The sequence below is a fragment of the Caldalkalibacillus thermarum genome (genome assembly GCF_014644735.1).
Lineage (GTDB): Bacteria > Bacillota > Bacilli > Caldalkalibacillales > Caldalkalibacillaceae > Caldalkalibacillus > Caldalkalibacillus thermarum.
The window spans coordinates 65458-86806 of sequence record NZ_BMKZ01000002.1 but is presented as its reverse complement, the minus strand read 5'-3'; the positions used below and the strand labels follow the sequence as shown (position 1 = coordinate 86806).

At 46.1% G+C, this 21349-nt stretch carries 22 protein-coding genes; all 22 read left to right on the top strand.

What is annotated here, in order from left to right; translation table 11 throughout:
- The first annotated feature begins 36 nt into the window (after positions 1 to 36).
- Positions 37 to 507 (top strand): ribosome maturation factor RimP, encoded by a 471-nt coding sequence (gene rimP, locus IEW48_RS01525; RefSeq protein WP_188622287.1) that lies wholly within the window; start codon positions 37 to 39, stop codon positions 505 to 507.
- Positions 508 to 528: 21 nt separating this feature from the next.
- Positions 529 to 1764 (top strand): transcription termination factor NusA, encoded by a 1236-nt coding sequence (gene nusA, locus IEW48_RS01520; protein ID WP_188622286.1) that lies wholly within the window; start codon positions 529 to 531, stop codon positions 1762 to 1764.
- 23 nt (positions 1765 to 1787) lie between these two features.
- Entirely contained in the window at positions 1788 to 2075 is a 288-nt protein-coding gene (gene rnpM, locus IEW48_RS01515; RefSeq protein WP_188622285.1) for an RNase P modulator RnpM, read from the top strand.
- Entirely contained in the window at positions 2065 to 2367 is a 303-nt protein-coding gene (locus tag IEW48_RS01510; RefSeq protein ID WP_188622284.1) for a YlxQ family RNA-binding protein, read from the top strand. The genes rnpM and IEW48_RS01510 overlap by 11 nt, the downstream gene beginning before the upstream one ends.
- A gap of 16 nt (positions 2368 to 2383) precedes the next feature.
- Positions 2384 to 4624 carry a translation initiation factor IF-2 gene (gene infB, locus IEW48_RS01505; protein ID WP_188622283.1) on the top strand — a complete coding sequence of 747 codons (2241 nt, stop codon included), beginning with the start codon at positions 2384 to 2386 and terminating at the stop codon, positions 4622 to 4624.
- Between the two features lie 26 nt (positions 4625 to 4650).
- Positions 4651 to 5004: a 30S ribosome-binding factor RbfA gene (rbfA, locus tag IEW48_RS01500; protein ID WP_188622282.1), complete on the top strand. Its 354-nt coding sequence runs from the start codon at positions 4651 to 4653 to the stop codon at positions 5002 to 5004.
- 12 nt (positions 5005 to 5016) lie between these two features.
- Positions 5017 to 6000 carry a DHH family phosphoesterase gene (locus IEW48_RS01495; RefSeq protein WP_188622281.1) on the top strand — a complete coding sequence of 328 codons (984 nt, stop codon included), beginning with the start codon at positions 5017 to 5019 and terminating at the stop codon, positions 5998 to 6000.
- A gap of 5 nt (positions 6001 to 6005) precedes the next feature.
- Entirely contained in the window at positions 6006 to 6908 is a 903-nt protein-coding gene (gene truB, locus IEW48_RS01490) for a tRNA pseudouridine(55) synthase TruB (RefSeq protein ID WP_188622280.1), read from the top strand.
- A gap of 11 nt (positions 6909 to 6919) precedes the next feature.
- Positions 6920 to 7870 carry a bifunctional riboflavin kinase/FAD synthetase gene (locus IEW48_RS01485; protein ID WP_188622279.1) on the top strand — a complete coding sequence of 317 codons (951 nt, stop codon included), beginning with the start codon at positions 6920 to 6922 and terminating at the stop codon, positions 7868 to 7870.
- Between the two features lie 121 nt (positions 7871 to 7991).
- Positions 7992 to 8261: a 30S ribosomal protein S15 gene (gene rpsO / locus IEW48_RS01480; protein ID WP_188622278.1), complete on the top strand. Its 270-nt coding sequence runs from the start codon at positions 7992 to 7994 to the stop codon at positions 8259 to 8261.
- A 143-nt stretch (positions 8262 to 8404) separates the two neighbouring features.
- Complete coding sequence (gene pnp, locus IEW48_RS01475; RefSeq protein ID WP_188622277.1) at positions 8405 to 10543, top strand: polyribonucleotide nucleotidyltransferase; 2139 nt, start codon at positions 8405 to 8407, stop codon at positions 10541 to 10543.
- Between the two features lie 94 nt (positions 10544 to 10637).
- A complete protein-coding gene (locus IEW48_RS01470) occupies positions 10638 to 11687 on the top strand; it encodes a polysaccharide deacetylase family protein (RefSeq protein ID WP_188622276.1) in 1050 nt (349 codons plus the stop codon).
- A 58-nt stretch (positions 11688 to 11745) separates the two neighbouring features.
- Positions 11746 to 13005 (top strand): M16 family metallopeptidase, encoded by a 1260-nt coding sequence (locus IEW48_RS01465; RefSeq protein WP_188622275.1) that lies wholly within the window; start codon positions 11746 to 11748, stop codon positions 13003 to 13005.
- 125 nt (positions 13006 to 13130) lie between these two features.
- Positions 13131 to 13385, top strand: a complete 255-nt coding sequence (locus IEW48_RS01460) for a YlmC/YmxH family sporulation protein (RefSeq protein ID WP_007505982.1) — start codon at positions 13131 to 13133, stop codon at positions 13383 to 13385.
- A gap of 119 nt (positions 13386 to 13504) precedes the next feature.
- Entirely contained in the window at positions 13505 to 14401 is an 897-nt protein-coding gene (gene dpaA / locus IEW48_RS01455) for a dipicolinic acid synthetase subunit A (protein WP_188622274.1), read from the top strand.
- Positions 14401 to 15000, top strand: a complete 600-nt coding sequence (locus IEW48_RS01450; RefSeq protein ID WP_188622273.1) for a dipicolinate synthase subunit B — start codon at positions 14401 to 14403, stop codon at positions 14998 to 15000. The genes dpaA and IEW48_RS01450 overlap by 1 nt, the downstream gene beginning before the upstream one ends.
- Positions 15001 to 15068: 68 nt before the next feature.
- A complete protein-coding gene (locus tag IEW48_RS01445) occupies positions 15069 to 16109 on the top strand; it encodes an aspartate-semialdehyde dehydrogenase (protein WP_188622272.1) in 1041 nt (346 codons plus the stop codon).
- Between the two features lie 32 nt (positions 16110 to 16141).
- Positions 16142 to 17395: an aspartate kinase gene (gene dapG, locus IEW48_RS01440; RefSeq protein WP_188622271.1), complete on the top strand. Its 1254-nt coding sequence runs from the start codon at positions 16142 to 16144 to the stop codon at positions 17393 to 17395.
- Positions 17392 to 18255, top strand: coding sequence for a 4-hydroxy-tetrahydrodipicolinate synthase (gene dapA / locus IEW48_RS01435; RefSeq protein ID WP_268236515.1), 864 nt, complete (start codon positions 17392 to 17394; stop codon positions 18253 to 18255). The genes dapG and dapA overlap by 4 nt, the downstream gene beginning before the upstream one ends.
- 196 nt (positions 18256 to 18451) lie before the next feature.
- Positions 18452 to 20119: a ribonuclease J gene (locus tag IEW48_RS01430; RefSeq protein WP_007505976.1), complete on the top strand. Its 1668-nt coding sequence runs from the start codon at positions 18452 to 18454 to the stop codon at positions 20117 to 20119.
- Between the two features lie 127 nt (positions 20120 to 20246).
- Positions 20247 to 21059: a ClpP family protease gene (locus tag IEW48_RS01425; RefSeq protein WP_007505975.1), complete on the top strand. Its 813-nt coding sequence runs from the start codon at positions 20247 to 20249 to the stop codon at positions 21057 to 21059.
- On the top strand, positions 21056 to 21277 hold the full coding sequence (locus tag IEW48_RS01420; RefSeq protein WP_188622270.1) for a YlzJ-like family protein: 222 nt from the start codon (positions 21056 to 21058) through the stop codon (positions 21275 to 21277). The genes IEW48_RS01425 and IEW48_RS01420 overlap by 4 nt, the downstream gene beginning before the upstream one ends.
- Positions 21278 to 21349: the final 72 nt, after the last annotated feature.

The window sequence follows — 21349 nt, the reverse complement described above, 5'->3', positions numbered from 1 at the left end:
TCTTTCGTTTTAGGTGCATAAAAGGAGGTTCTGTTTTTGGCTAGCAATGTTGTGGAACTGACCAAAACGCTTGTGTTACCCATTTTGGAAGAAAAAGCATTGGAACTGGTGGATGTTGAGTTTAAAAAAGAAGGACGTAAATGGTACTTAAGGGTGTATATTGACAAACCCGGGGGAGTGGATATTGAGGATTGCAGTGCCGTCAGTGAGGCCTTGTCAGCCAAACTGGATGAAGTAGATCCGATCGATCAGGCTTACTTTTTGGAGGTATCCTCACCTGGAGCGGAACGTCCTTTGAAAAACGAAGAGGATATTCGGCGGGCCGTAGGCAAGTTTATCTGTGTGACCACCTACGAACCGGTTGAAGGGCAAAAAGCATTTGAAGGCCGCCTGATACAGTTTGACGGAGAAAACCTGACCATCGAAATTAAAGTGAAACATACCACAAAAACCGTTGACATTCCCTATGCTAAAGTAGCCAAAGCCCGTTTAGCCGTTGTCTTTTAGACTGAAAGGAGGAGAAACTTCATGAACACGGACTTTATTGAGGCACTCGATGCCATTGAAAAAGAAAAAGGCATTAGCAAAGATATTTTGATTGAAGCAATAGAGACCGCACTGATTTCAGGTTATAAGAAAAATTTCAATTCCGCCCAAAACGTGCGGGTTGATATTAACCGTGAAACCGGAACCGTCCGTGTTTTTGCCCGCAAAGAAGTAGTGGAAGAAGTAAAAGATCCCCGTTTAGAAATCAGTCTTGAGGCAGCACGGGGATTGGATCCTGCCTATGAGATTGGGGATATTGTTGAAATTGAAGTGACGCCCCGTGATTTTGGACGCATTGCAGCTCAAACGGCCAAGCAAGTTGTTACTCAACGCATTAGGGAAGCGGAACGTGCCATCATTTACAACGAATTTATCGACCGGGAGGAAGATATTGTCACTGGTGTCGTCCAGCGTCAAGACAGCCGGTATATCTATATCGACCTGGGCCGTGCAGAAGCCTTGATGCCCGTTCATGAGAAAATGCCCACCGACCAATTTAAGCACCGTGACCGTGTCAAGGCGTACATCACCAAGGTTGAAAAAACAACGAAAGGGCCACTCATTCTCCTTTCGCGGACTCATCCTGGCTTTCTTAAACGATTGTTTGAACTGGAAGTGCCTGAGATTTATGATGGAACAGTGGAGATCAAATCGGTGGCCAGGGAAGCAGGAGACCGATCCAAGGTAGCCGTCTATTCCCATAACAAAGATGTGGATCCGGTAGGTGCTTGTGTCGGTCCCAAGGGCGCGCGGGTGCAAACCATTGTCCAGGAGCTCAACGGGGAAAAAATCGATATTGTGGAGTGGTCCGATGACCCAGTGGTCTATGTGGCCAATGCCCTTAGCCCAGCTAAAGTCATCCGCGTTGATGTTTATGAAGATCAAAAAATGACACAGGTGATTGTACCCGATTATCAGTTGTCACTGGCGATTGGAAAAAAAGGACAGAATGCCCGGTTGGCTGCCAAATTGACCAACTGGAAAATTGATATCAAGAGTGAATCAGAAGCAAAAGAGAAAGGGTTATTAGACAATCCCCCAGAGGAAGTGGAATCAACTGTTGAAACGGAAGCAACTGCCCAAGATCATGAACAGGTTAACGTTCCAGATGCGGGGGATGATCCTGCACAAGGTGAAGGCGTGCAAGTTGACGATGCAGTGTCGGAGAATACACAGCCGGAAGAAACCGTTACAGTTGATGAAGATCATCTATCCTGAGGGAACAGGGGGATGGATAAACAATGGGACGACGCAAGATTCCCTTGCGAAAGTGCGTGGCTTGTGAAGAAATGATGCCTAAGAAGTCACTGATCCGTGTTGTTCGCACACCCGAACACGAGGTCAAACTGGATCCCACAGGAAAAGCGTCGGGGCGCGGTGCCTATATCTGTGCCAGCCAGTCGTGTTTCCAGCTGGCTCGCAAGAAAAATGCCCTTGACCGGTCATTAAAGGTCAAGGTGAGTGATGAGATTTATGACCTGCTGGAACAACAAGTGCAAGAATGGGGAAGGGAGCAAGATGGATCCTAAATTTTGGAACCTGCTTGGTTTAGCCATGAGAGCGGGTAAAGTCATTTCGGGTGAGGAACAAGTTTTAAGGACCATTCGCAAGCAGCAGGCGTGTTTGGTCCTTGTGGCTGCAGATGCCTCTGACAATACCAAAAAGAAAATTCAAGACAAAGTTGCTTATTATAAAATACCTTTTCTCATTGCTGGTGACAGATACCAGTTAGGGCGGGCTATCGGCAAACAAGAACGGGTGCTTGTGGCTATCACTGATCAGGGATTTGCTAATGAACTTAGACGGTATAGTCATCAATAACTTTGGGGGTGACGTTATGACACAAAAACTGCGCGTGTATGAATATGCCAGAAATCAGAACATGACCAGCAAGGAAGTATTAGAAATCCTGAAACGTCTTGATATTGATGTGCGCAATCATATGAGTGTTATGGATTCGGAGATGGTCACAAAAGTGGAAGATTATATGAAAAAATTAAAGCAGAAAGCCGAACCTAAAGCCAAAGCAGCATCTGCTACTAAACGAAACAGCGACAAAAAGCCCAAGTCCCCGAAAGGTCAGGCTAAAAAGGGAAATCGGGAAAAGCCTAGACAGCCCGTACTATCCCGTGCTGAGACTGGGCCAGATGATGAGACGGAGAACATCCCCAAAAAAGAAAAACCCAGAAGAAGAAAACTGTCCAAACATAGGGATGACAAGGAACATCTCCATGTTGCACATGGAAGCAAGCCTAAGAAGCAGAAAGAGGCTAACAAAAATCAAAAGACTGCCCAGCAAAAACCAGTTGAAAAACCGGTTGAAAAGCCGGTTGAAAAAATAACCATTACCGGTCCCCTCACCGTAGGTGAACTGGCCAAACGTTTGAAAAAAGAGCCTTCGGAAATCATCAAAAAGCTGATGCTGCTTGGCATCATGGCTAATATCAACCAGGAAGTGGATATGGATGCCATTACCCTTATCGCCGAAGAATACGGTGTAAAGGTTGAGCAAAAAGTAGAGGTTGATGAGACCGAATTTGAGCAGATTGAAGAACAAGATGATCCAGATCAACTGAAAGAAAGACCGCCCGTCGTCACGGTGATGGGGCATGTAGACCATGGCAAAACCACACTTCTCGATGCCATCCGGCACACGAATGTAACGGCCCAAGAGGCGGGAGGCATTACCCAGCATATCGGGGCTTATCAAGTGGAATATGAACAGAAAAAAATCACTTTCCTGGATACCCCGGGCCATGAAGCGTTTACCACGATGAGAGCCAGAGGGGCTCAGGTAACGGATATTGCCATTATCGTCGTAGCTGCGGACGATGGGGTCATGCCTCAGACGAGGGAAGCGATTAATCATGCTCAAGCAGCCAAAGTGCCTATTATTGTGGCCATCAACAAGATGGATAAACCGGAAGCAAACCCTGAGAAAGTCAAGCAGGAATTGATGGAACTCAATCTGGTCCCTGAAGAGTGGGGTGGCGACACCATCTTTGTCCCCATTTCTGCTCTGAAAGGGGAAGGGTTAGATGAACTGATGGAAATGGTTCTGCTTGTGGCTGAAATGGAAGAGCTGAAAGCCAATCCGGACCGACTGGCAACCGGTACTGTGATCGAAGCCAAACTGGACAAAGGCAAAGGACCTGTTGCCACTGTTCTGGTCCAAAATGGTACCCTGCACGTGGGTGATCCCATTGTCGTGGGCAACACCTTTGGCCGTGTAAGGGCCATGACCAATGACAATGGTCAGCGAATTAAAGAGGCTGGGCCGTCTACTCCTGTGGAGATCATTGGTTTGCAAGACGTGCCTCAAGCGGGAGATCAGTTCAAGGTTTTTGAAGATGAGAAAAAGGCGCGGGCCATCGCTGAGGCGCGGGCTGAAAAACAAAAACAGAAAGAGCTTGCTCAAACACAAAGAGTCAGTTTGGATGAATTGTTCCAACAAATTCAAGAAGGTGACATCAAGGAGATTAATGTGATCCTTAAAGCGGATGTTCAAGGATCGGTTGAAGCCTTAAAAGCAGCCTTGGAAAAAATTGATGTGGAAGGGGTACGCGTCAAGATTATTCATTCAGGTGTAGGGGCGATCACTGAATCTGATATCACTTTGGCAGCTGCGTCCAATGCCATCGTGATCGGCTTTAATGTGCGTCCACAGCCGCAAGCTAAACAACTGGCTGAACAAGAGAAAGTGGACATCCGTCTGCACCGCATCATATACAACGTAACGGAAGAAATTGAAAACGCCATGAAAGGGATGCTTGATCCCGAGTATCGTGAAAAAATCATCGGCACGGTGGAAGTGCGGCAAATCTTCAAGGTATCCAAAGTGGGGACTATTGCCGGTTCGTATGTTAAGGAGGGTAAAATTACCCGGGATTCCTTTGTGCGGCTCATTCGTGACGGAGTTGTCATTCACGAAGGTAAAATCAATGCTTTGAAACGCTTTAAGGATGACGTCCGAGAAGTGGCCCAAGGGTATGAATGCGGCATCACGATTGAGAATTATAACGACATCAAAGAAGGAGATATCATTGAAGCTTATGTCATGGAAGAAGTCAAGAGATAAGCGTGATTGATAAGGGGGTGAGCAGCATGCGCGAGGTGCGCGTTCAGCGTGTTGGTGAGGCGATTAAAAAAGAACTGAGCCAGATTTTTCAGCAGGAATTAAAGGATCCCCGCATTGGGTTTGTCACGGTGACTGACGTGGAGATGAGCGGTGATCTGCAACAAGCTGAGGTTTACCTGACTGTGCTCGGCAATGAGGAACAAAAGGAACAAACATTGGAAGCCTTGGAGAAAGCGAAGGGTTTTATCCGTTCTGAAATTGGCCGCCGGGTGCGTTTGCGGCACACACCCCAACTGATCTTTAAATTTGATGCATCCATTGAGTATGGCAACCGGATTGAAAAGTTGCTAAAAGAAATCAATCAAGAGGATAAAAGCTAAGGGGTTAAGTCTATGCAATCATACCAGCAAGCACTGGCTGAAGCGTCACGGTTTATAAAAACAAATGACCATTTTTTGGTTATTTCCCATGTCAATCCAGATGGTGATGCAACAGGATCAGTACTGGCAGTGGCCCATTTGCTCCGGCATCTGGGTAAATCATTCACTCTTGTTAATGAGGGGCCTTCCCCTCAACGCTTTTCTTTTTTAAAGGGATTTGACGGGATTATTAATTTGGCTGAACAGCCTGTAAATCATCGTTTCCGGTATGTGATTGCCGTCGATGTGGCCGATGAGGAGCGGTTTGGCGACATTGGTCATTTGTTTGCGGAAAATGTTGAGCTATTAAATATCGATCATCATCCAACGAACACCTGTTTTGGCCAAGTCAATGTGATCTATCCTGAGGCGGCATCCACCACAGAAATTTTGTATGATTTATGTTGTCTCCATTTTCGGCAAGCTCTTAATCAGGATCTGGCCGAAGCACTGTATACCGGTCTTTTAACCGATACCGGTGGCTTTCGCTACTCCAATACGACCCACAAGGTCATGGAGATGGCAGCAGATCTGTTAAAGTTTAACCTCGAGCCTGCCAAAATTGCCCAACATTCCCTAGAAACGATCACGATGGGGCATGTGAGAATTTTAAAGATAGCTTTGGATACTTTAACATTTGCCTATGAACAGCAAGTGGCGTTAATGGCTGTTTCACTTGACGCCATCAAACAGGCCCAAGCTGAGCGTGACGATATTGATGGGTTAGTGGGATACCCGAGTAAAATTGCTGGTGTAAAAGTGGGAGTATTACTTAAAGAGATGAAAGAAGGAGAGGTGAAAGTCTCTCTCCGTTCAAAGGATACGGTTAATGTGGCTGAGATTGCCCAAGCATTTGGAGGTGGCGGCCATGCCAAGGCGGCAGGTTTCACCTACAGAGGGACATTAGATGAAGCGAAAAAGGCATTGCTGGCTAAATTGGAAGAGGTGTTTCACTAGAAAAAATGGGTAAATTAACTGGTATCCTGGTCCTGAATAAACCCAAAGGGATGACATCCCATGACTGCGTTCTCGCGGTCAGAAAACTAGCCAAAACCAAAAAAGTGGGCCATACAGGCACTTTAGATCCCGAAGTGACAGGGGTTCTGCCCATTTGCCTCGGCCGTGCCACAAAAATTGCCCAGTTTTTAACCGAAAAAGAAAAAGAATATATTGCTGAAGTCAAACTGGGCTATGCTACCACAACAGAGGACCATACAGGCGATGTGATTGAAGAGAAACCAGTGGATCACCCCCCCACTGAACAGGCTGTTTTAGAGGCGTTGAGTCAATTTATGGGGGAAATTGAACAAACTCCTCCCATGTATTCAGCTGTTAAGGTAAAAGGCAAACGTTTGTATGAGTGGGCCAGGGAGGGGATCGAAATTGAGCGGCCCAGCCGCCGGGTGGTGATTCACCGGCTGAAACTCGTCCGTTATGATCCAGTGTTGCCCTATCCCACCATCACGTTTAAAGTGCTTTGTTCCAAAGGGACTTACGTGCGCACCTTAGGGGTAGATATCGGCCGGACCTTGGGCTTTCCTGCTCACCTTTCCTCTCTTGTGCGGACCAGGAGCGGGCCCTTTACTTTAGCACAGTGTGTGACGTTTGATGAGATCAAGACATGGAGTCCGGCTGAGTGGGTCGAGCAGTTGCTTCCAATGGATGCCGCATTGACCAACTATCCGAAAGTGGAATTGGATTGGGATAAGATTAAACGGGTCAAACACGGACAGGCCATCCGGGTTAGCCAAAGGTTAGAGGAGGATGAACTGTACCGTGTGTATGACCCTTATGGTCAATTTACCGCGCTTTGTTGCGGGCAGCGATCATCTGTGTTAAAACCTGTGAAAGTCTTTGAGACATAAAGGAGTTTCCTATGAAAGTATATCGTGTCACCCATCCGTCGGAACTGAAAGAAAGACCTGCCCCGGCAAGTGTTGCGCTTGGTAATTTTGACGGGGTGCATCGTGGTCATCAAGCCGTAATTGCTAAAGCAATGCAACAGGCGGCTGTGCTGGGTTTACGCTCAGCTGTGATGACATTTTACCCCCATCCGAAAGAGGTGCTTGGCCTGGTACAAGCTCCAGCTTACCTTACGCCCCTTCCTGATAAACTGGAGATGTTGGCCGGGATGGGGCTTGATGCAGCCTATGTGGTTCAGTTTACCCCTGCATTATCAAAGCTGACGCCTGCCGAGTTTATCGAACAGTATATTGTGGGCCTGAACATTAAGCAGGTGGTAACTGGATTCGATTTCCGCTTTGGTCATAAGGGGGCAGGCGATATCCACACCTTAGCACGGTGGAGCCGGGAAAAGGCAGATTTTGCTTTTGAAGTTGTATCCAAAATTGAACAGGAAAATCATAAAATCAGTTCTTCTCGCATTCGTTCGCTGTTAAAAGCGGGAGAGGTGTCAAAGGTTCGTGATTTATTAAGCCGCCCTTATCGCATTACAGGATTAGTGGTTCACGGAGATAAAAGGGGAAGAACAATTGGTTTTCCAACCGCCAATATTGCCCCTGCTTACCCCTACGTGATCCCAAGATATGGAGTTTACGCTGTCTATGTGGTAAGGGGGAAGCACCGTTATCCTGGCGTTGTCAATGTGGGCAAGAAACCTACTTTTCTACAGGGAGACCATCCCGTTTCGATTGAAGTGCATTTGCTTGACTTCAACGGGGACTTATACGGTGAAACATTAGCGATTGAGTTTATTGATTTTTTACGTTCAGAACGTAAATTTGAGTCCATTGAGGCCTTGCGCACCCAAATTGAAAGTGACATCCGCCGGGCACACAGCATATTATTGGGCTCGACAAATGTGTAAATTTATGATATCTTAGCTTGGGACGTCCTGATCAGGGCCCTTAGTTAACCTATTGCTTGGCTCTACGACTCACCACCGTATGGCTAAGCTTTAGGGGATCACATGAAGGAGGTGAATGAGGATGGCATTAACACAAGAACGCAAACGGGAAATCATCGAGGAATTCAAAGTGCATGAAAATGACACAGGATCTCCGGAAGTGCAAATTGCTATCCTTACGGAAAAAATCAATTACCTGAACGAGCATTTGCGCAAACACAAAAAAGATCACCATTCACGGCGTGGTTTGTTAAAAATGGTTGGTCAGCGCCGCAACTTGTTAAACTATCTTCGCAAGAAAGACATTCAGCGTTACCGCAACCTGATTAAGAAACTTGGATTGCGCCGATAAAAGAGAGAAAGCGGGAGATCTCCCGCTTTTTCTGCGTCATGAGCCCACCTGTGTTATATTTATTTTTTAATCAATAAAAAGAAGGAAATACTAAATTATTAGCGAATATTTAGAGCTATACTGAGAGGAGGAAACAGTATACGATGAGTCATGACGACTTCAAAGTCTACGAAATGGAGTGGGCAGGTAAGCCGCTTCGTTTCGAAGTGGGCAAGATGGCCAAACAAGCTAATGGTGCTATTTTGGCCCGTTACGGTGACACAGCTGTCTTATGTACAGTGACTGCTTCGAAGGAGCCAAAAGACCTGGACTTTTTTCCCTTAACGGTCAATTACGAAGAGCGGCTCTATGCAGTGGGGAAAATTCCAGGTGGATTTATCAAACGGGAAGGCCGTCCCAGTGAAAAAGCGGTTTTGGCCAGCCGTTTGATTGACAGGCCAATCCGCCCTCTGTTCCCAGATGGGTTCCGCAACGAAGTGCATGTGATCAGCACAGTGTTATCTGTTGATCAGGATTGCTCACCAGAAATTACAGCGATGATTGGCTCTTCCTTGGCTTTGATGATTTCAGACATCCCCTTTGCCGGTCCTATTGCTGGTGTTAATGTCGGTCGGATAGGTGATGAATTAATTATCAACCCGACTTGGCAACAGTTGGAAAAGAGTGACATAAACCTGATTGTTGCCGGTACCCAGCAGGGCATTAACATGGTGGAGGCAGGAGCAGATGAAGTGCCTGAAGAGATCATGCTAGAAGCCATGCTAAGGGGGCACGAGGAAATTCAAAAATTGGTCAACTTCCAGCTTGAAATTACGAAAGAAGTCGGCAAAGAAAAAATGGAAGTTGAACTGTATGAAGTTGCACCCGAGATCGAACAGGCTGTTGAAGCCTTCACCAAAGACCGTCTGCTGGACGTTATCCTGGTCAAGGAGAAGAAAGCACGGGAAGAGGCGATTCAAGCCCTAAAAGATGAAACTGTACAGCACATTAGTGAAAGTATTGCTGAAGATGATGAAGAGCGGGAGAAAAAGCTGAAGGATGTTGAGATCGTATTTGACTCTCTGCTTAAAAAAGAAGTTCGCCGCCTGATCACGGTGGAGAAGATCAGGCCCGACGGACGTAAAAGTGATGAGATTAGGCCTATCTCCTGTGAGGTTGGCTTGCTGGCGCGCACGCACGGCTCGGGATTATTTACCCGCGGACAAACACAGGCACTCAGCGTCTGCACACTGGGCGCGTTGGGAGATGTCCAGATCTTGGACGGTTTAGGTGTTGAAGAATCGAAACGCTTTATGCACCATTATAACTTTCCACCGTTTAGTGTTGGGGAAGCTCGGCCACCGAGAGCTCCTGGCCGCCGGGAAATCGGTCATGGCGCGTTAGGAGAGCGAGCCTTGGAACCGGTTATTCCTTCTGAAGAAGAATTTCCATATACGATCCGCTTAGTTTCTGAAGTCTTAGAGTCCAACGGTTCCACTTCCCAAGCAAGCATTTGTGCCAGCACGTTGGCTTTAATGGACGCGGGTGTACCGATTAAAGCACCTGTTGCCGGTATCGCCATGGGTCTGGTTAAAGAAGGCGATCAGATTACCATTCTTTCAGATATTCAAGGCATTGAAGATGCCCTGGGAGATATGGACTTTAAAGTCGCTGGAACCAAAAAAGGTGTCACAGCTTTGCAGATGGACATTAAGATTGATCAATTGTCCAAGGAAATCTTGGTTAAAGCGCTGGAGCAGGCGCGCAAAGGGCGCTTGTACATTTTGGATAAAATGCTGGCTGTAATTGATCAGCCTAGAAAAGAGCTGTCAACGTATGCGCCGAAAATTAAGACAATGCGTATTTCACCGGAGAAAATACGCGATGTCATTGGACCGAGTGGCCGCATGATCAATCAAATTATTGATGAAACAGGGGTTAAGATTGATATTGAGCAGGATGGTCGTTTATACATCGCTTCGCCAGATGTGAACATGATCAAGAAGGCACAGCAAATGATTGAAAACATTGTCCGGGATGTTGAAGTTGGTGAGACCTACCTTGGCAAAGTGAAGCGGATTGAAAAGTTTGGTGCCTTTGTAGAAATTCTGCCAGGCAAGGAAGGGCTGGTTCACATTTCACAACTGGCTGAAGGGCGGGTCAACCGCGTGGAGGATGTGGTTAAGATTGGGGATGATATCCTGGTCAAAGTGACAGAAATTGATGAACATGGACGTGTCAATCTGTCTCGCAAAGCATTGCTTAAAGACCAAAACCGGAAATTTTTCAGCAAAAGAAATTGAGCGCTATAGTCATATAGCCTCAATTTTTTTGCATCAATTTCTCCCATGGACAATACAATGATGACAGAAGAATTTGTCCACGGGAGGATATGGCATGTCCAATTCTAAAACAGGATTGTATTTTTTGACCGTGATGTGTTATGGCCTTACCATATTGATAGTGATGGTCCTCATTAACACCCACCCTGTTCAGTCATACATACATACCTTAAAAAACCCCCATGTGGAGACGATAGCCAGGTCGGCAGCTAACCCTAAACTGGCTGGCCAAGAGGGTGCAGATGAAATAAACCAGGTTCCCGGTCAAGATGTTTTGCTTAGTGAAATAAAGGAGTTAAGCAAGAAGATTAATGAAAAACCTGTCAATGCCCGAATAGATCGCGTCTGGAAAGCGATACCAGGCTACAACGGATTAGAAGTGGACATTGATAAGTCGTATCATCTGGCGAAGCAGGCCGGGAAAGTCCAACTTGAACATCTGGTCATCAAAGAAGTGGAACCGGAGGTGGGTTTGGAAGATTTGCCACCTGCTCCAATTTACAGGGGGAATCCCCAAAAACCAATGGTTGCCTTTATGGTGAACGTAGCCTGGGGAACAGAATATTTACCGGACATGTTGGACATTTTTGATGATTATCAGGTCAAAGCAACCTTTTTCCTGGATGGTAAATGGCTTTCCCGCAATAAAGAAGTGGCTCAGGAATTGATTAAACGGGGACATGAACTTGGCAACCATGCCTATTCCCACCCTGACATGCGCAGGCTCAGTATTGCAGAGATTCAAGAGGAAATCAGCAAGACCGAGGCACTTATACAAGAATTGGGCGTAAACAGCCATTACTTTGCCCCGCCTGCTGGTACCTATGATGACCGTGTGGTGAAAGTAGCCAGGGAATTCAATATGCACACTGTGATGTGGACACTGGACACGGTGGATTGGAAAGAACCTTCTCCTGCGGAAATTACAGCACGCATTGTGCCCTATCTGGAAAATGGCGCACTGATTCTGATGCATCCGACAGCCTCAACCGTCCAAGCTTTGCCAAACTTGATCGAAGGTGCCCTGCAAAAAGAATTACGGGCCGGAACCGTATCGGAAGTGCTCAGTCCTGAGAGAACCATGGCTATTGTGAGGGTTGAATAACTTTGGTATATTATTGCTTAAACAGAGCACTACTGGCATCGTTTAAGGAGGATTCGCCTTGATTAAAACACATCGATATGCAAGCGGTTTGCGCCTCGTCATGGAAAAAATACCTTCGGTCCGCTCTGTATCCATCGGCGTTTGGATTGGTGCCGGATCAAAGCACGAGACGCCTGATAACAATGGCATCTCACATTTTATTGAGCATATGCTGTTTAAGGGCACTACGACCCGCAGCGCACGGGATATTGCTGAAGCTTTTGACAGCATCGGCGGCCATTTAAATGCTTTTACGTCTAAAGAATATACCTGTTATTACGCCAAGGTGCTGGATCAGCATGTTGAATATGCCTTCGATGTTTTATCTGATATGTTTTTCAATGCCACTTTCAGTGAAGAAGAGTTAGAAAAAGAGAAAAATGTGGTAATTGAGGAGCTGCACATGTATGAAGATACACCAGATGATGTGGTTCATGATCTGATTGCCGAGGCCACATACAAGAATCATTCCTTAGGCTATAACATTTTGGGGCGCAAAGAGGTCCTGCAGAAATTAACCCCGGAGGATCTCCGGCGGTATATAGACCAGTATTATACCCCCGAAAACACAGTGATCGCAGTGGCGGGGAATATTGATGAAAACCAAATGATTCGTCTTACAGAAACCTATTTTGATCGTTTTAAAAACCAACACAAACCAAAAAAACAACCCCTTCCCCGCGTTACCAGTGAGCATTTACTCAAAGTGAAAGATACAGAACAAGCGCACCTGTGCATTGGTTTAGAAGGATTGCCATTAGGTGATTCAAAACTGTATGCCCTCATCTTATTAAATAATATTTTAGGCGGTAGTATGAGTTCACGCTTGTTCCAGCAAATCAGAGAGGAGAAGGGGCTGGCTTACTCCGTATTCTCTTATCACTCCTGTTTTCAAGAAACAGGCTCACTGCATATTTATGCGGGAACATCCGTTCATCAGGTAGAACAAGTGTATGAGTTATGTACATCCATCCTCCATGATCTGGCCCAAAACGGTGTAACTGAAAAGGAATTGCGGAACGGAAAGGAACAGTTGAAAGGGCATCTGATGCTCAGTCTTGAAAGCACAAACTCCCGTATGTCACGTATTGCCCGCAATGAATTGCTCTTAAACAGACACCTCACCTTGGATCAAATCGTGGCTGGGATCGATGCGATTACACTGGACGATGTTCATCAATTGGCATCCCGGTTGTTCAAGCAGAAGCACAGCTTTGCATTGGTGAGTCCTTTGGAGCATATCCCCGACAGCATTCATCCGGAACAACTGTTAGTCTAAGCACTTCCCCATCTTGTTGATGGGGTTTTTTTATGTCTTTTAACTTTAACGTGTTGCCCTTGTCATCATGTTCGTCAAAGGAGAATAAGACAGTAATAGATCAATGTGCAAAGGAGAGGGTGTAAATGCGCTTAAGTGAACTGAACAGCAAAGAAATTATCGATGTGGACAATGGCGAACGTTTGGGCATGGTGGGCCAGACCGATCTTGTGATCTGTGAGACGACTGGCAGCATAGAATCGCTCTTATTACCCTCTGCTTCCTTCCTTGGCCTGGGTAAAAAACGGACGGAGCTGGTTATTCCGTGGAGGGCCGTGCGCAAGATTGGACCGGAAATGATGATTGTGGAACTCAGGGAGAGAGGAAGAGTATATGACTAGATCACTGAAAAAATAATCTGGAATTCCTGCACTCCCCTTGGTCCCCTGTCATACGATGAAGGTAGAGACTGGGCTATCCAGCAAATTTAAATCTGATCAAGAAAGGGGCCAAATCGTTGATGTTAACGGGATGTCAGGTTGCTTTCATCGGCGGGGATGCCCGGCAAATAGAAGTCATTAAAAAGTGCAGTGAATTGGATGCGACGATCTTGCTCATAGGTTTTAACCGGTTAGAGAGCCAGTATCCAGGGGCAACAAAAGTAAATCCTTCTCCGGAGATTTTTGAAGAGGTGGATGCCCTTATTCTTCCCGTTGTGGGTACACAAGATGATGGGATTGTGGAAAGTATTTTTTCTGATCAAATCATTATCCTGAAAGATGAATGGCTTGAGGCCTTGCCTGACCATTGTGTCATTTATACGGGCATGTCCACCCCTTATTTGGAGCAGTTGGCCTCAAAATACAACCTTAAGCTCGTTCAGCTCTTGGAACGGGATGATGTGGCCATATACAATTCTATTCCTACGGTAGAAGGGGCCTTGATGATGGCCATCCAAAACACTGACATTACTCTGCATGGGTCTCATTGTGTGGTGCTGGGATTGGGGCGCGTGGGTATGACTTTAGCCAGAACATTGCATGCCATTGGGGCCAAAGTTTTTGTCGGAGCCCGTAAAAAGGAACATTTAGCGCGCAGCTATGAAATGAGTTTAACGCCTTTCCATCTGCAGGAGATCAAACAGTATGTTCAGCACTGCGATATATTGTTTAACACGATTCCCTCCAAAGTGGTTCCGGCGGAAGTGATTGTCCATTTACCTTCTCACGCCTTAATTATTGACCTGGCGTCTAATCCTGGAGGCGTTGACTTCAGGTTTGCTGAGAAGAGAGGGATTAAGGCACTTTTAGCTCCCGGTTTGCCAGGTATCGTGGCTCCTAAAACGGCCGGACGCATATTGGCTAATGTAGTGACACAGCTGCTGATCGAAGAACGACAAGCCAGGGGGGGAAAATGATGGATTTAAAAGGTAAAACCATTGGTTTCGGTCTGACCGGCTCCCATTGCACTTATGCTGACGTCATACCGGAAATCCAAAAACTTGTTGATGCGGGGGCAAGGGTCATCCCCATTGTGACCCATACTGTGAAAACAACGGATACTAAATTCGGCAAAGCGGAAGACTGGGTGGCCAAAATCAAAGCAATAACGGGTGAAGATATCATTGACAGCATTGTTAAAGCTGAACCGTTGGGTCCCACCAAACTGCTTGATATCATGGTCATCGCACCCATGACAGGCAACACGACGGCGAAGCTAGCCAACGCCTTAACAGACAGTCCAGTGTTAATGGCAACCAAAGCGACACTGCGCAACCTTCGTCCCGTTGTCGTCGCCATTTCAACCAACGATGGGCTAGGACTTAATGCGGCAAATGTTGCTAAACTGATCAACACCAAAAATATCTATTTTGTACCGTTTGGACAGGATAACCCCTTTGTCAAAACGAATTCTTTGGTCGCCCGTATGGAACTGATTAAGGAAACATGTGAGGCCGCTCTGGATGGGAAACAACTTCAACCCATGATAGTAGAAAAATATAAATACATGAATTAAAATATTAGAATAGTGACCATAAAATAGAGAAATTGTGAAGCAGTTTAACATGGGGAGGAGTTTTATCCATGAATAGTCAAACATATCATGTGGCAGTTGTTGGTGCCACAGGTGCTGTTGGACAGCAAATGGTCAGACTGTTAGAGGAGCGGCAGTTTCCAATCCACAAACTCACCTTGCTTGCTTCTCGTCGTTCAGCAGGAAAGCAAGTCTCATTTAAGGGAGAAACAATCACGGTTAAGGAAACCACTCCTGAAGCTTTTGATGGTGTTGACATTGCCCTGTTCAGTGCAGGAGGGAGCGTCAGCAAACAGTTTGCCAAAGAAGCAGTTAAACGGGGTGCGTTGGTGATTGATAACACCAATGCTTTTCGCATGGAGCCTGATGTTCCGCTTGTTGTTCCTGAGGTGAATCTGGAGGATATTGGCAAGCACCAAGGGATCATTGCCAACCCCAACTGTTCAACAATTCAAATGGTGGTTGCGCTTAAACCCATTAAGGATAAGTATGGGCTTAAACGCATTATTGTTTCCACTTATCAAGCGGTTTCTGGAGCTGGGAATTTGGCTGTAGAAGAACTGAAGGAACAAAGTGCCAAAGTCTTAAATGGTGAAGCGTTCACTCCGAAAGTGCTGCCGGTAGCCAAGGATAAGAAGAAATTCCAAATTGCCTTTAATGCTATTCCGCAAATCGATCTTTTCCAAGAAAATGACTATACACTGGAAGAGATGAAAATGGTTAGGGAAACGAAAAAAATTATGCATGATGACACCATTGAGGTAGCCGCGACTTGCGTTCGCATTCCCGTTTTTACCGGCCACTCGGAGTCTATCTATGTTGAAACAGAGCAAGAGGTCAATGTGGAAGAAGTCAGACAGCTGCTCCGCGAAGCTCCGGGTGTGATTGTGGAAGATAACCCGGCTGAACAACTCTATCCTTTGGCGACTCGGGCTGCCGGACGTCCTGAAGTGTTTGTGGGCCGAATCCGCCGGGATTTGGACCGTCCCAATGGGTTGCATCTGTGGGTTGTGTCAGACAACTTGCTAAAGGGAGCGGCTTATAACAGCATTCAGATTGCGGAAGCCTATATTTCAAAATTTCAATCCTGAAGCAGCTACTTTAGCCAAAGAGGGATTTCTAGATGAAAATTATTGTACAAAAGTTTGGTGGAACATCATTAAAGGATAAAGAGATTAGAGGCAAAGCCATTCAGCATATCAAAAAAGCAAGGGAAGAGGGTTATCATGTCGTTGTAGTGGTCTCTGCCATGGGACGCAAGGGAGACCCCTACGCCACCGATACGCTGCTTGAGTGGATCAAACAAAACGGCAATCATCTCTCGGACCGGGAAAAGGATTTGCTGCTCAGTTGCGGAGAAATTATCTCTAGCGCAACGTTAACCAGCATGCTTAACGCCCAAGGGATCCCTGCTGTTGCATTAACCGGTTTTCAGGCGGGCATCCTGACAAATGATACGTTTGGCCAGGCTCAGATCATTTCCGTTAACCCTCAACGGATTTTAGATGAACTTGCCAAAAATAAGGTCGTTGTTGTTTGCGGTTTCCAAGGTGGAACAGCTGCTGGAGAAATTACGACCCTTGGCCGCGGAGGCAGTGATACCACAGCAACTGCCCTTGGAGTGGCGTTAAAAGCCGAATATGTCGATATCTTTACGGATGTCGATGGGATTATGACAGCAGACCCCCGTATTGTGGAGGATGCTGCCCCGCTCAACTGGGTGACCTATACAGAGATTTGCAATCTGGCCTATCAAGGCGCAAAGGTTATACACCCCCGGGCCGTTGAAATTGCCATGCAAAGCCAGGTGCCCATCCGGGTGCGCAGCACGATGTCGGACGATCCAGGCACTTTGGTGACCACATTGGATAAGGTCAGAGAGTATCAAGAGAATTTAAACGAGCGTTTGATTACAGGTATTGCTTATGTTCCTAACTTAACCCAAATTAAAGTGCTGGCCAAAGAACATGAATATGACTTGCAGTTAAAAGTCTTTAAGGCGATGGCAGAAAACAAGATCAGTGTTGATTTCATCAATGTGAATCCCATGGGCGTGGCCTATACGGTGTTTAATGACGTAGCCGACCAGGCTATATCGCTGATTAAAGAAATGGAGTTTGAGGTTCAGGTGGAACCTCATTGCGCCAAAGTTTCCATCGTAGGAGCAGGCATGGCCGGCGTGCCAGGAATAATGGCCCAAATTGTTGAAGCTTTAACACAGGAAGATATTCAGATTTTGCAATCTGCCGATTCTCATACAACCATTTGGGTTCTGGTTAAGGACGAAGATATGATTCGGGCTGTGAATGCCTTGCACCGTAAATTTAATTTGCATAAATTAAATCAGCAACACCATAGAAGGGAGGACAACTCGTGAGTTTTGGACGCTTGCTGACAGCCATGGTCACCGCATTTGATGTCGAAGGCAAACTGGATTTAAAACGCCAAACGAAGGTGATTGAACATCTCATCCAAACAGGAACAGAAACCATTGTCGTTGCGGGGACGACAGGTGAATCGCCCACATTAACCAAGGATGAGAAACTCACCTTATTTGAACACACGCTTGAGGTGACTGACGGACGTGTAAAAGTGATCGCCGGAACGGGGAGTAATAATACACAAGAGTCAATTGCGCTGACTCAAAAAGCGGAGCAATTAGGGGTAGATGGGGTAATGCTGGTTACCCCCTATTATAATCGGCCTAATCAAGAAGGGCTGTATCAACATTTTAAGGCTATTGCCGAATCCACATCCTTGCCTGTGATGTTATATAATGTGCCTGGCCGGACCAGTGTAAACATGGAAGCGGAGACCGTTTGCCGTCTGGCTGAGATTCCAAATATCACCATGGTCAAAGAGGCCAGTGGTCATCTAGGTCAAATGACAGAAATTATTAAAGGTACGCCGGATGATTTCCTTTTATACAGTGGAGACGATAATCTAACACTTCCCGTTCTTGCCATTGGCGGCTACGGTGTCGTTAGCGTGGCCAGCCATGTAGTCGGGCGGGAAATGAGCCGCATGATTTCCGCCTTTGTTGAAGGAAATGTGAGTGAAGCCGCTCAAATTCATGGTGAGCTCTATCCCAAATGTAAAGCTTTGTTTGCTGCCCCGTCCCCTGTTCCAGTGAAACAAGTATTAACAGAGTTGGGGATTGATGTGGGGCCTGTACGCCCTCCTCTCGTTCCTTTATCTGAAAGCGAAAAAACACATATTATGAATTATTTTAAATAGGACCGTTTAGCCTCTTCGCTTGCCTCTTTGCTGATAAACCAGGCAACAGGTATAAAATGGATAAATGAACTTGTGATTACCGATCCCCATCCTGTATAATAGGATCAAGTGATATGTGCGGTTTTTCAGTTTTGTGACAGGGGCGTTGTTCGGGTGTAACTACAACTGAATATGGCAACATGGGAGGATAAATCAATTGTCAAAACAAAATGAACACAAATTGCTGATCTTCGCCTTAGGTGGAGTTGGTGAGATTGGCAAAAACATGTATGTTGTAGAGTATGGAGATGACATCGTTATTATTGATGCAGGACTTAAATATCCCGAAGAAGATATGCTGGGAATCGACATTGTCATCCCTGACATTACTTACCTGGAAGAGAACAAAGAACGTATCCGGGGTATTGTGGTTACCCACGGACATGAAGACCATATCGGCGCTCTGCCCTATGTGTTGAAACGGATTAAAGCCCCTATTTTTGCAACCAAACTGACTTTGGGTTTAATCGAGTCGAAACTGAAAGAAGCTAATCTGCTCCATCAGGTTAAACGGGTGTTGATTCACAAGAAGAGCAAGATCAAACTGGGATGCTTTACCCTTACCTTCTTTAAAACCAATCACAGCATTCCAGATTCAGTGGGGGTTTGTATTGATACACCCGAGGGACGAGTGGTCCACACGGGGGATTTTAAATTTGACTATACACCGATTAATGATGAGCATGCCGATATTGGTCGCATGGCTGAAATTGGAGAGCAGGGTGTTCTAGCTTTGCTTTCTGACAGCACCAATGCCGAACGTCCAGGTTACACCCGCTCTGAAAAGGAAGTAGGTCGGGCCATTGTCGATCAATTTTTCAAAGCTAAAGGCCGTATTATCGTCGCTACTTTTGCTTCTAACATTCACCGTATTCAAAATGTATTTGATGCCGCATTGGAAACAAACCGGAAGGTAGCGATTGTGGGTCGCCATGTGTCCGAGGTCGTTCGTATAGCCCGTGAGTTGGGTTATTTATATGCCCCTGATCATTTGCTCATTGATATCGATGAAATGAATCGTTTACCAGCTCATAAGGTATGTATTTTATCCGCGGGCAGCCAAGGCGAGCCGATTAGTGCTTTAACCCGCATGGCTAAATCGAGTCATAAACAGGTTGACATTATTCCGGGAGATACGGTTATTTTTGCGGCGACGCCTATTCCGGGGAATGAAAAGCTTGTCTCCCGTACCATCGACCAGCTGTTCCGGGCCGGTGCCCATGTGGTTTATGGATTGGAAGGCGTTCACGTTTCTGGTCACGGCAGCCAAGAAGAGTTAAAACTCATGCTCAACCTGATGAAGCCCAAGTACTTCATCCCCATTCATGGCGAATACCGCATGCTTCGCCAGCATGGCAAATTAGCCGAAGCAACTGGTGTTCCGTCTGGTAACATTTTCCTGATTGAAAATGGGGATATTGTAGAGTTTCATAAAGGTAAAGCACGACTGGGCGGCAAAGTACCGGCCGGACATGTTTTGATTGATGGCCTTGGTGTTGGTGACGTGGGAAATATTGTACTGAGAGACCGCAAATTATTATCACAAGATGGGATATTGATTGTTGTAGTTACACTCTCTAAGGAGACTGGTTCTGTTATTTCAGGGCCGGACATTATTTCACGCGGGTTTGTCTATGTCCGTGAGTCTGAGGAGTTAATGGATGAAGCCATCCAGCTTGTGATGACCACTTTGGAACACTGTCAAAATGTTCAAACCCATGATTGGTCAACTTTAAAAACTCATATCCGGGATGCGTTAAGCCGTTTCCTTTATGAACAAACCCGTCGGCGGCCCATGATCTTACCCATCATCATGGAAGCCTGACACCGGACTTGGCTTTTGTGTTTTAGAGCCTCATCTTCCCTGCGCAGGGAAGGGGGCTCTTTTTCTTTTTATATTAAGGTATGTTATCTCGTTCCTGACGAATACTAAGGGAGAAGGAGGATGAAGCATGACAGACCAAAATTCAACACGTGAAGCACATCCCAATAAACCGCTTGACCCAGAAGCGCGGGGTGCTTCATTCAATACCCAGAATCCCTCACCTCCTCAGGAAAAACAAGGGGGGATCCTTGACAAAATCCAGCAATTGGGTACCCCAGGGTTACCTAGCTTTCAGAGCAATATTCATTGCTTGACAATTATTGGGCAAATTGAAGGGCATCTTCAACTTCCGCCCCAAAACAAAACAACGAAGTATGAACACATTATCCCCCAGCTGGTGGCAGCTGAACAAAATCCCAATATTGAAGGTATTCTGGTTGTGTTGAACACGGTAGGGGGAGATGTTGAGGCCGGTTTGGCCATTGCTGAAATGATTGCCAGTACATCTAAACCGACAGTCGCCCTTGTGTTGGGTGGAGGGCACAGCATCGGCGTGCCGATTGCCGTGGCAGCCGATTACAGTTTCATAGCCGAAACCGCCACGATGACCATTCATCCTATCCGGTTAACCGGCTTAGTGATTGGTGTCCCTCAAACCTTTGAATATTTGGACAAAATGCAGGAGCGGGTTGTCAGCTTTGTTACCCGTCACTCCAATATAAAAGATGAAAAATTTAAAGAGTTAATGTTCAAAACGGGAGAACTGACAAGGGATATTGGTACAAATGTGATAGGGAGCGATGCCGTCAACTATGGATTAATTGATGAGGTGGGAGGTTTGGGGCAAGCCCTGCGCAAGCTGAACGAACTGATTATAGCCTCTAAGGAGAATCTGGCGGGAAGAGAGCAGGAACAGCAACAGGGAGGGATGTTGCAATGATTATTTATACTTCAATGCCTTTGGAATTGGTCTATGAGGGTTATGAGCAATTTCAGCCCCGGTATGAAGAGATTGATTATAATGGAGTGAAAATGGTGATTGAACCCAGTGGACCGTTTAAGGCGAAGATTGTGCGCTTGATAAGTGCCGATCCCCAGGATTATCTTAATCCAAACTATTCTCCAGGTTCCATGATTTACTTCCGTGCCTCCAAGTGACTGCTAGTCCATATTACCAAATCATGCTATACTAATAAAAAATGGCCGATCATGATCGGCTGTTTTTCATGC

Coding starts and splice junctions, on each gene's coding strand:
- truB (WP_188622280.1), top strand. CDS start 6,006: ATGGGTAAATTAACTGGTATCCTGGTCCTGAATAAACCCAAAGGGATG.
- rpsO (WP_188622278.1), top strand. CDS start 7,992: ATGGCATTAACACAAGAACGCAAACGGGAAATCATCGAGGAATTCAAA.
- nusA (WP_188622286.1), top strand. CDS start 529: ATGAACACGGACTTTATTGAGGCACTCGATGCCATTGAAAAAGAAAAA.
- dapG (WP_188622271.1), top strand. CDS start 16,142: ATGAAAATTATTGTACAAAAGTTTGGTGGAACATCATTAAAGGATAAA.
- IEW48_RS01445 (WP_188622272.1), top strand. CDS start 15,069: ATGAATAGTCAAACATATCATGTGGCAGTTGTTGGTGCCACAGGTGCT.
- dpaA (WP_188622274.1), top strand. CDS start 13,505: ATGTTAACGGGATGTCAGGTTGCTTTCATCGGCGGGGATGCCCGGCAA.
- IEW48_RS01510 (WP_188622284.1), top strand. CDS start 2,065: ATGGATCCTAAATTTTGGAACCTGCTTGGTTTAGCCATGAGAGCGGGT.
- IEW48_RS01470 (WP_188622276.1), top strand. CDS start 10,638: ATGTCCAATTCTAAAACAGGATTGTATTTTTTGACCGTGATGTGTTAT.
- IEW48_RS01450 (WP_188622273.1), top strand. CDS start 14,401: ATGGATTTAAAAGGTAAAACCATTGGTTTCGGTCTGACCGGCTCCCAT.
- IEW48_RS01425 (WP_007505975.1), top strand. CDS start 20,247: ATGACAGACCAAAATTCAACACGTGAAGCACATCCCAATAAACCGCTT.
- IEW48_RS01460 (WP_007505982.1), top strand. CDS start 13,131: ATGCGCTTAAGTGAACTGAACAGCAAAGAAATTATCGATGTGGACAAT.
- IEW48_RS01495 (WP_188622281.1), top strand. CDS start 5,017: ATGCAATCATACCAGCAAGCACTGGCTGAAGCGTCACGGTTTATAAAA.
- IEW48_RS01420 (WP_188622270.1), top strand. CDS start 21,056: ATGATTATTTATACTTCAATGCCTTTGGAATTGGTCTATGAGGGTTAT.
- rnpM (WP_188622285.1), top strand. CDS start 1,788: ATGGGACGACGCAAGATTCCCTTGCGAAAGTGCGTGGCTTGTGAAGAA.
- pnp (WP_188622277.1), top strand. CDS start 8,405: ATGAGTCATGACGACTTCAAAGTCTACGAAATGGAGTGGGCAGGTAAG.
- IEW48_RS01485 (WP_188622279.1), top strand. CDS start 6,920: ATGAAAGTATATCGTGTCACCCATCCGTCGGAACTGAAAGAAAGACCT.
- infB (WP_188622283.1), top strand. CDS start 2,384: ATGACACAAAAACTGCGCGTGTATGAATATGCCAGAAATCAGAACATG.
- rbfA (WP_188622282.1), top strand. CDS start 4,651: ATGCGCGAGGTGCGCGTTCAGCGTGTTGGTGAGGCGATTAAAAAAGAA.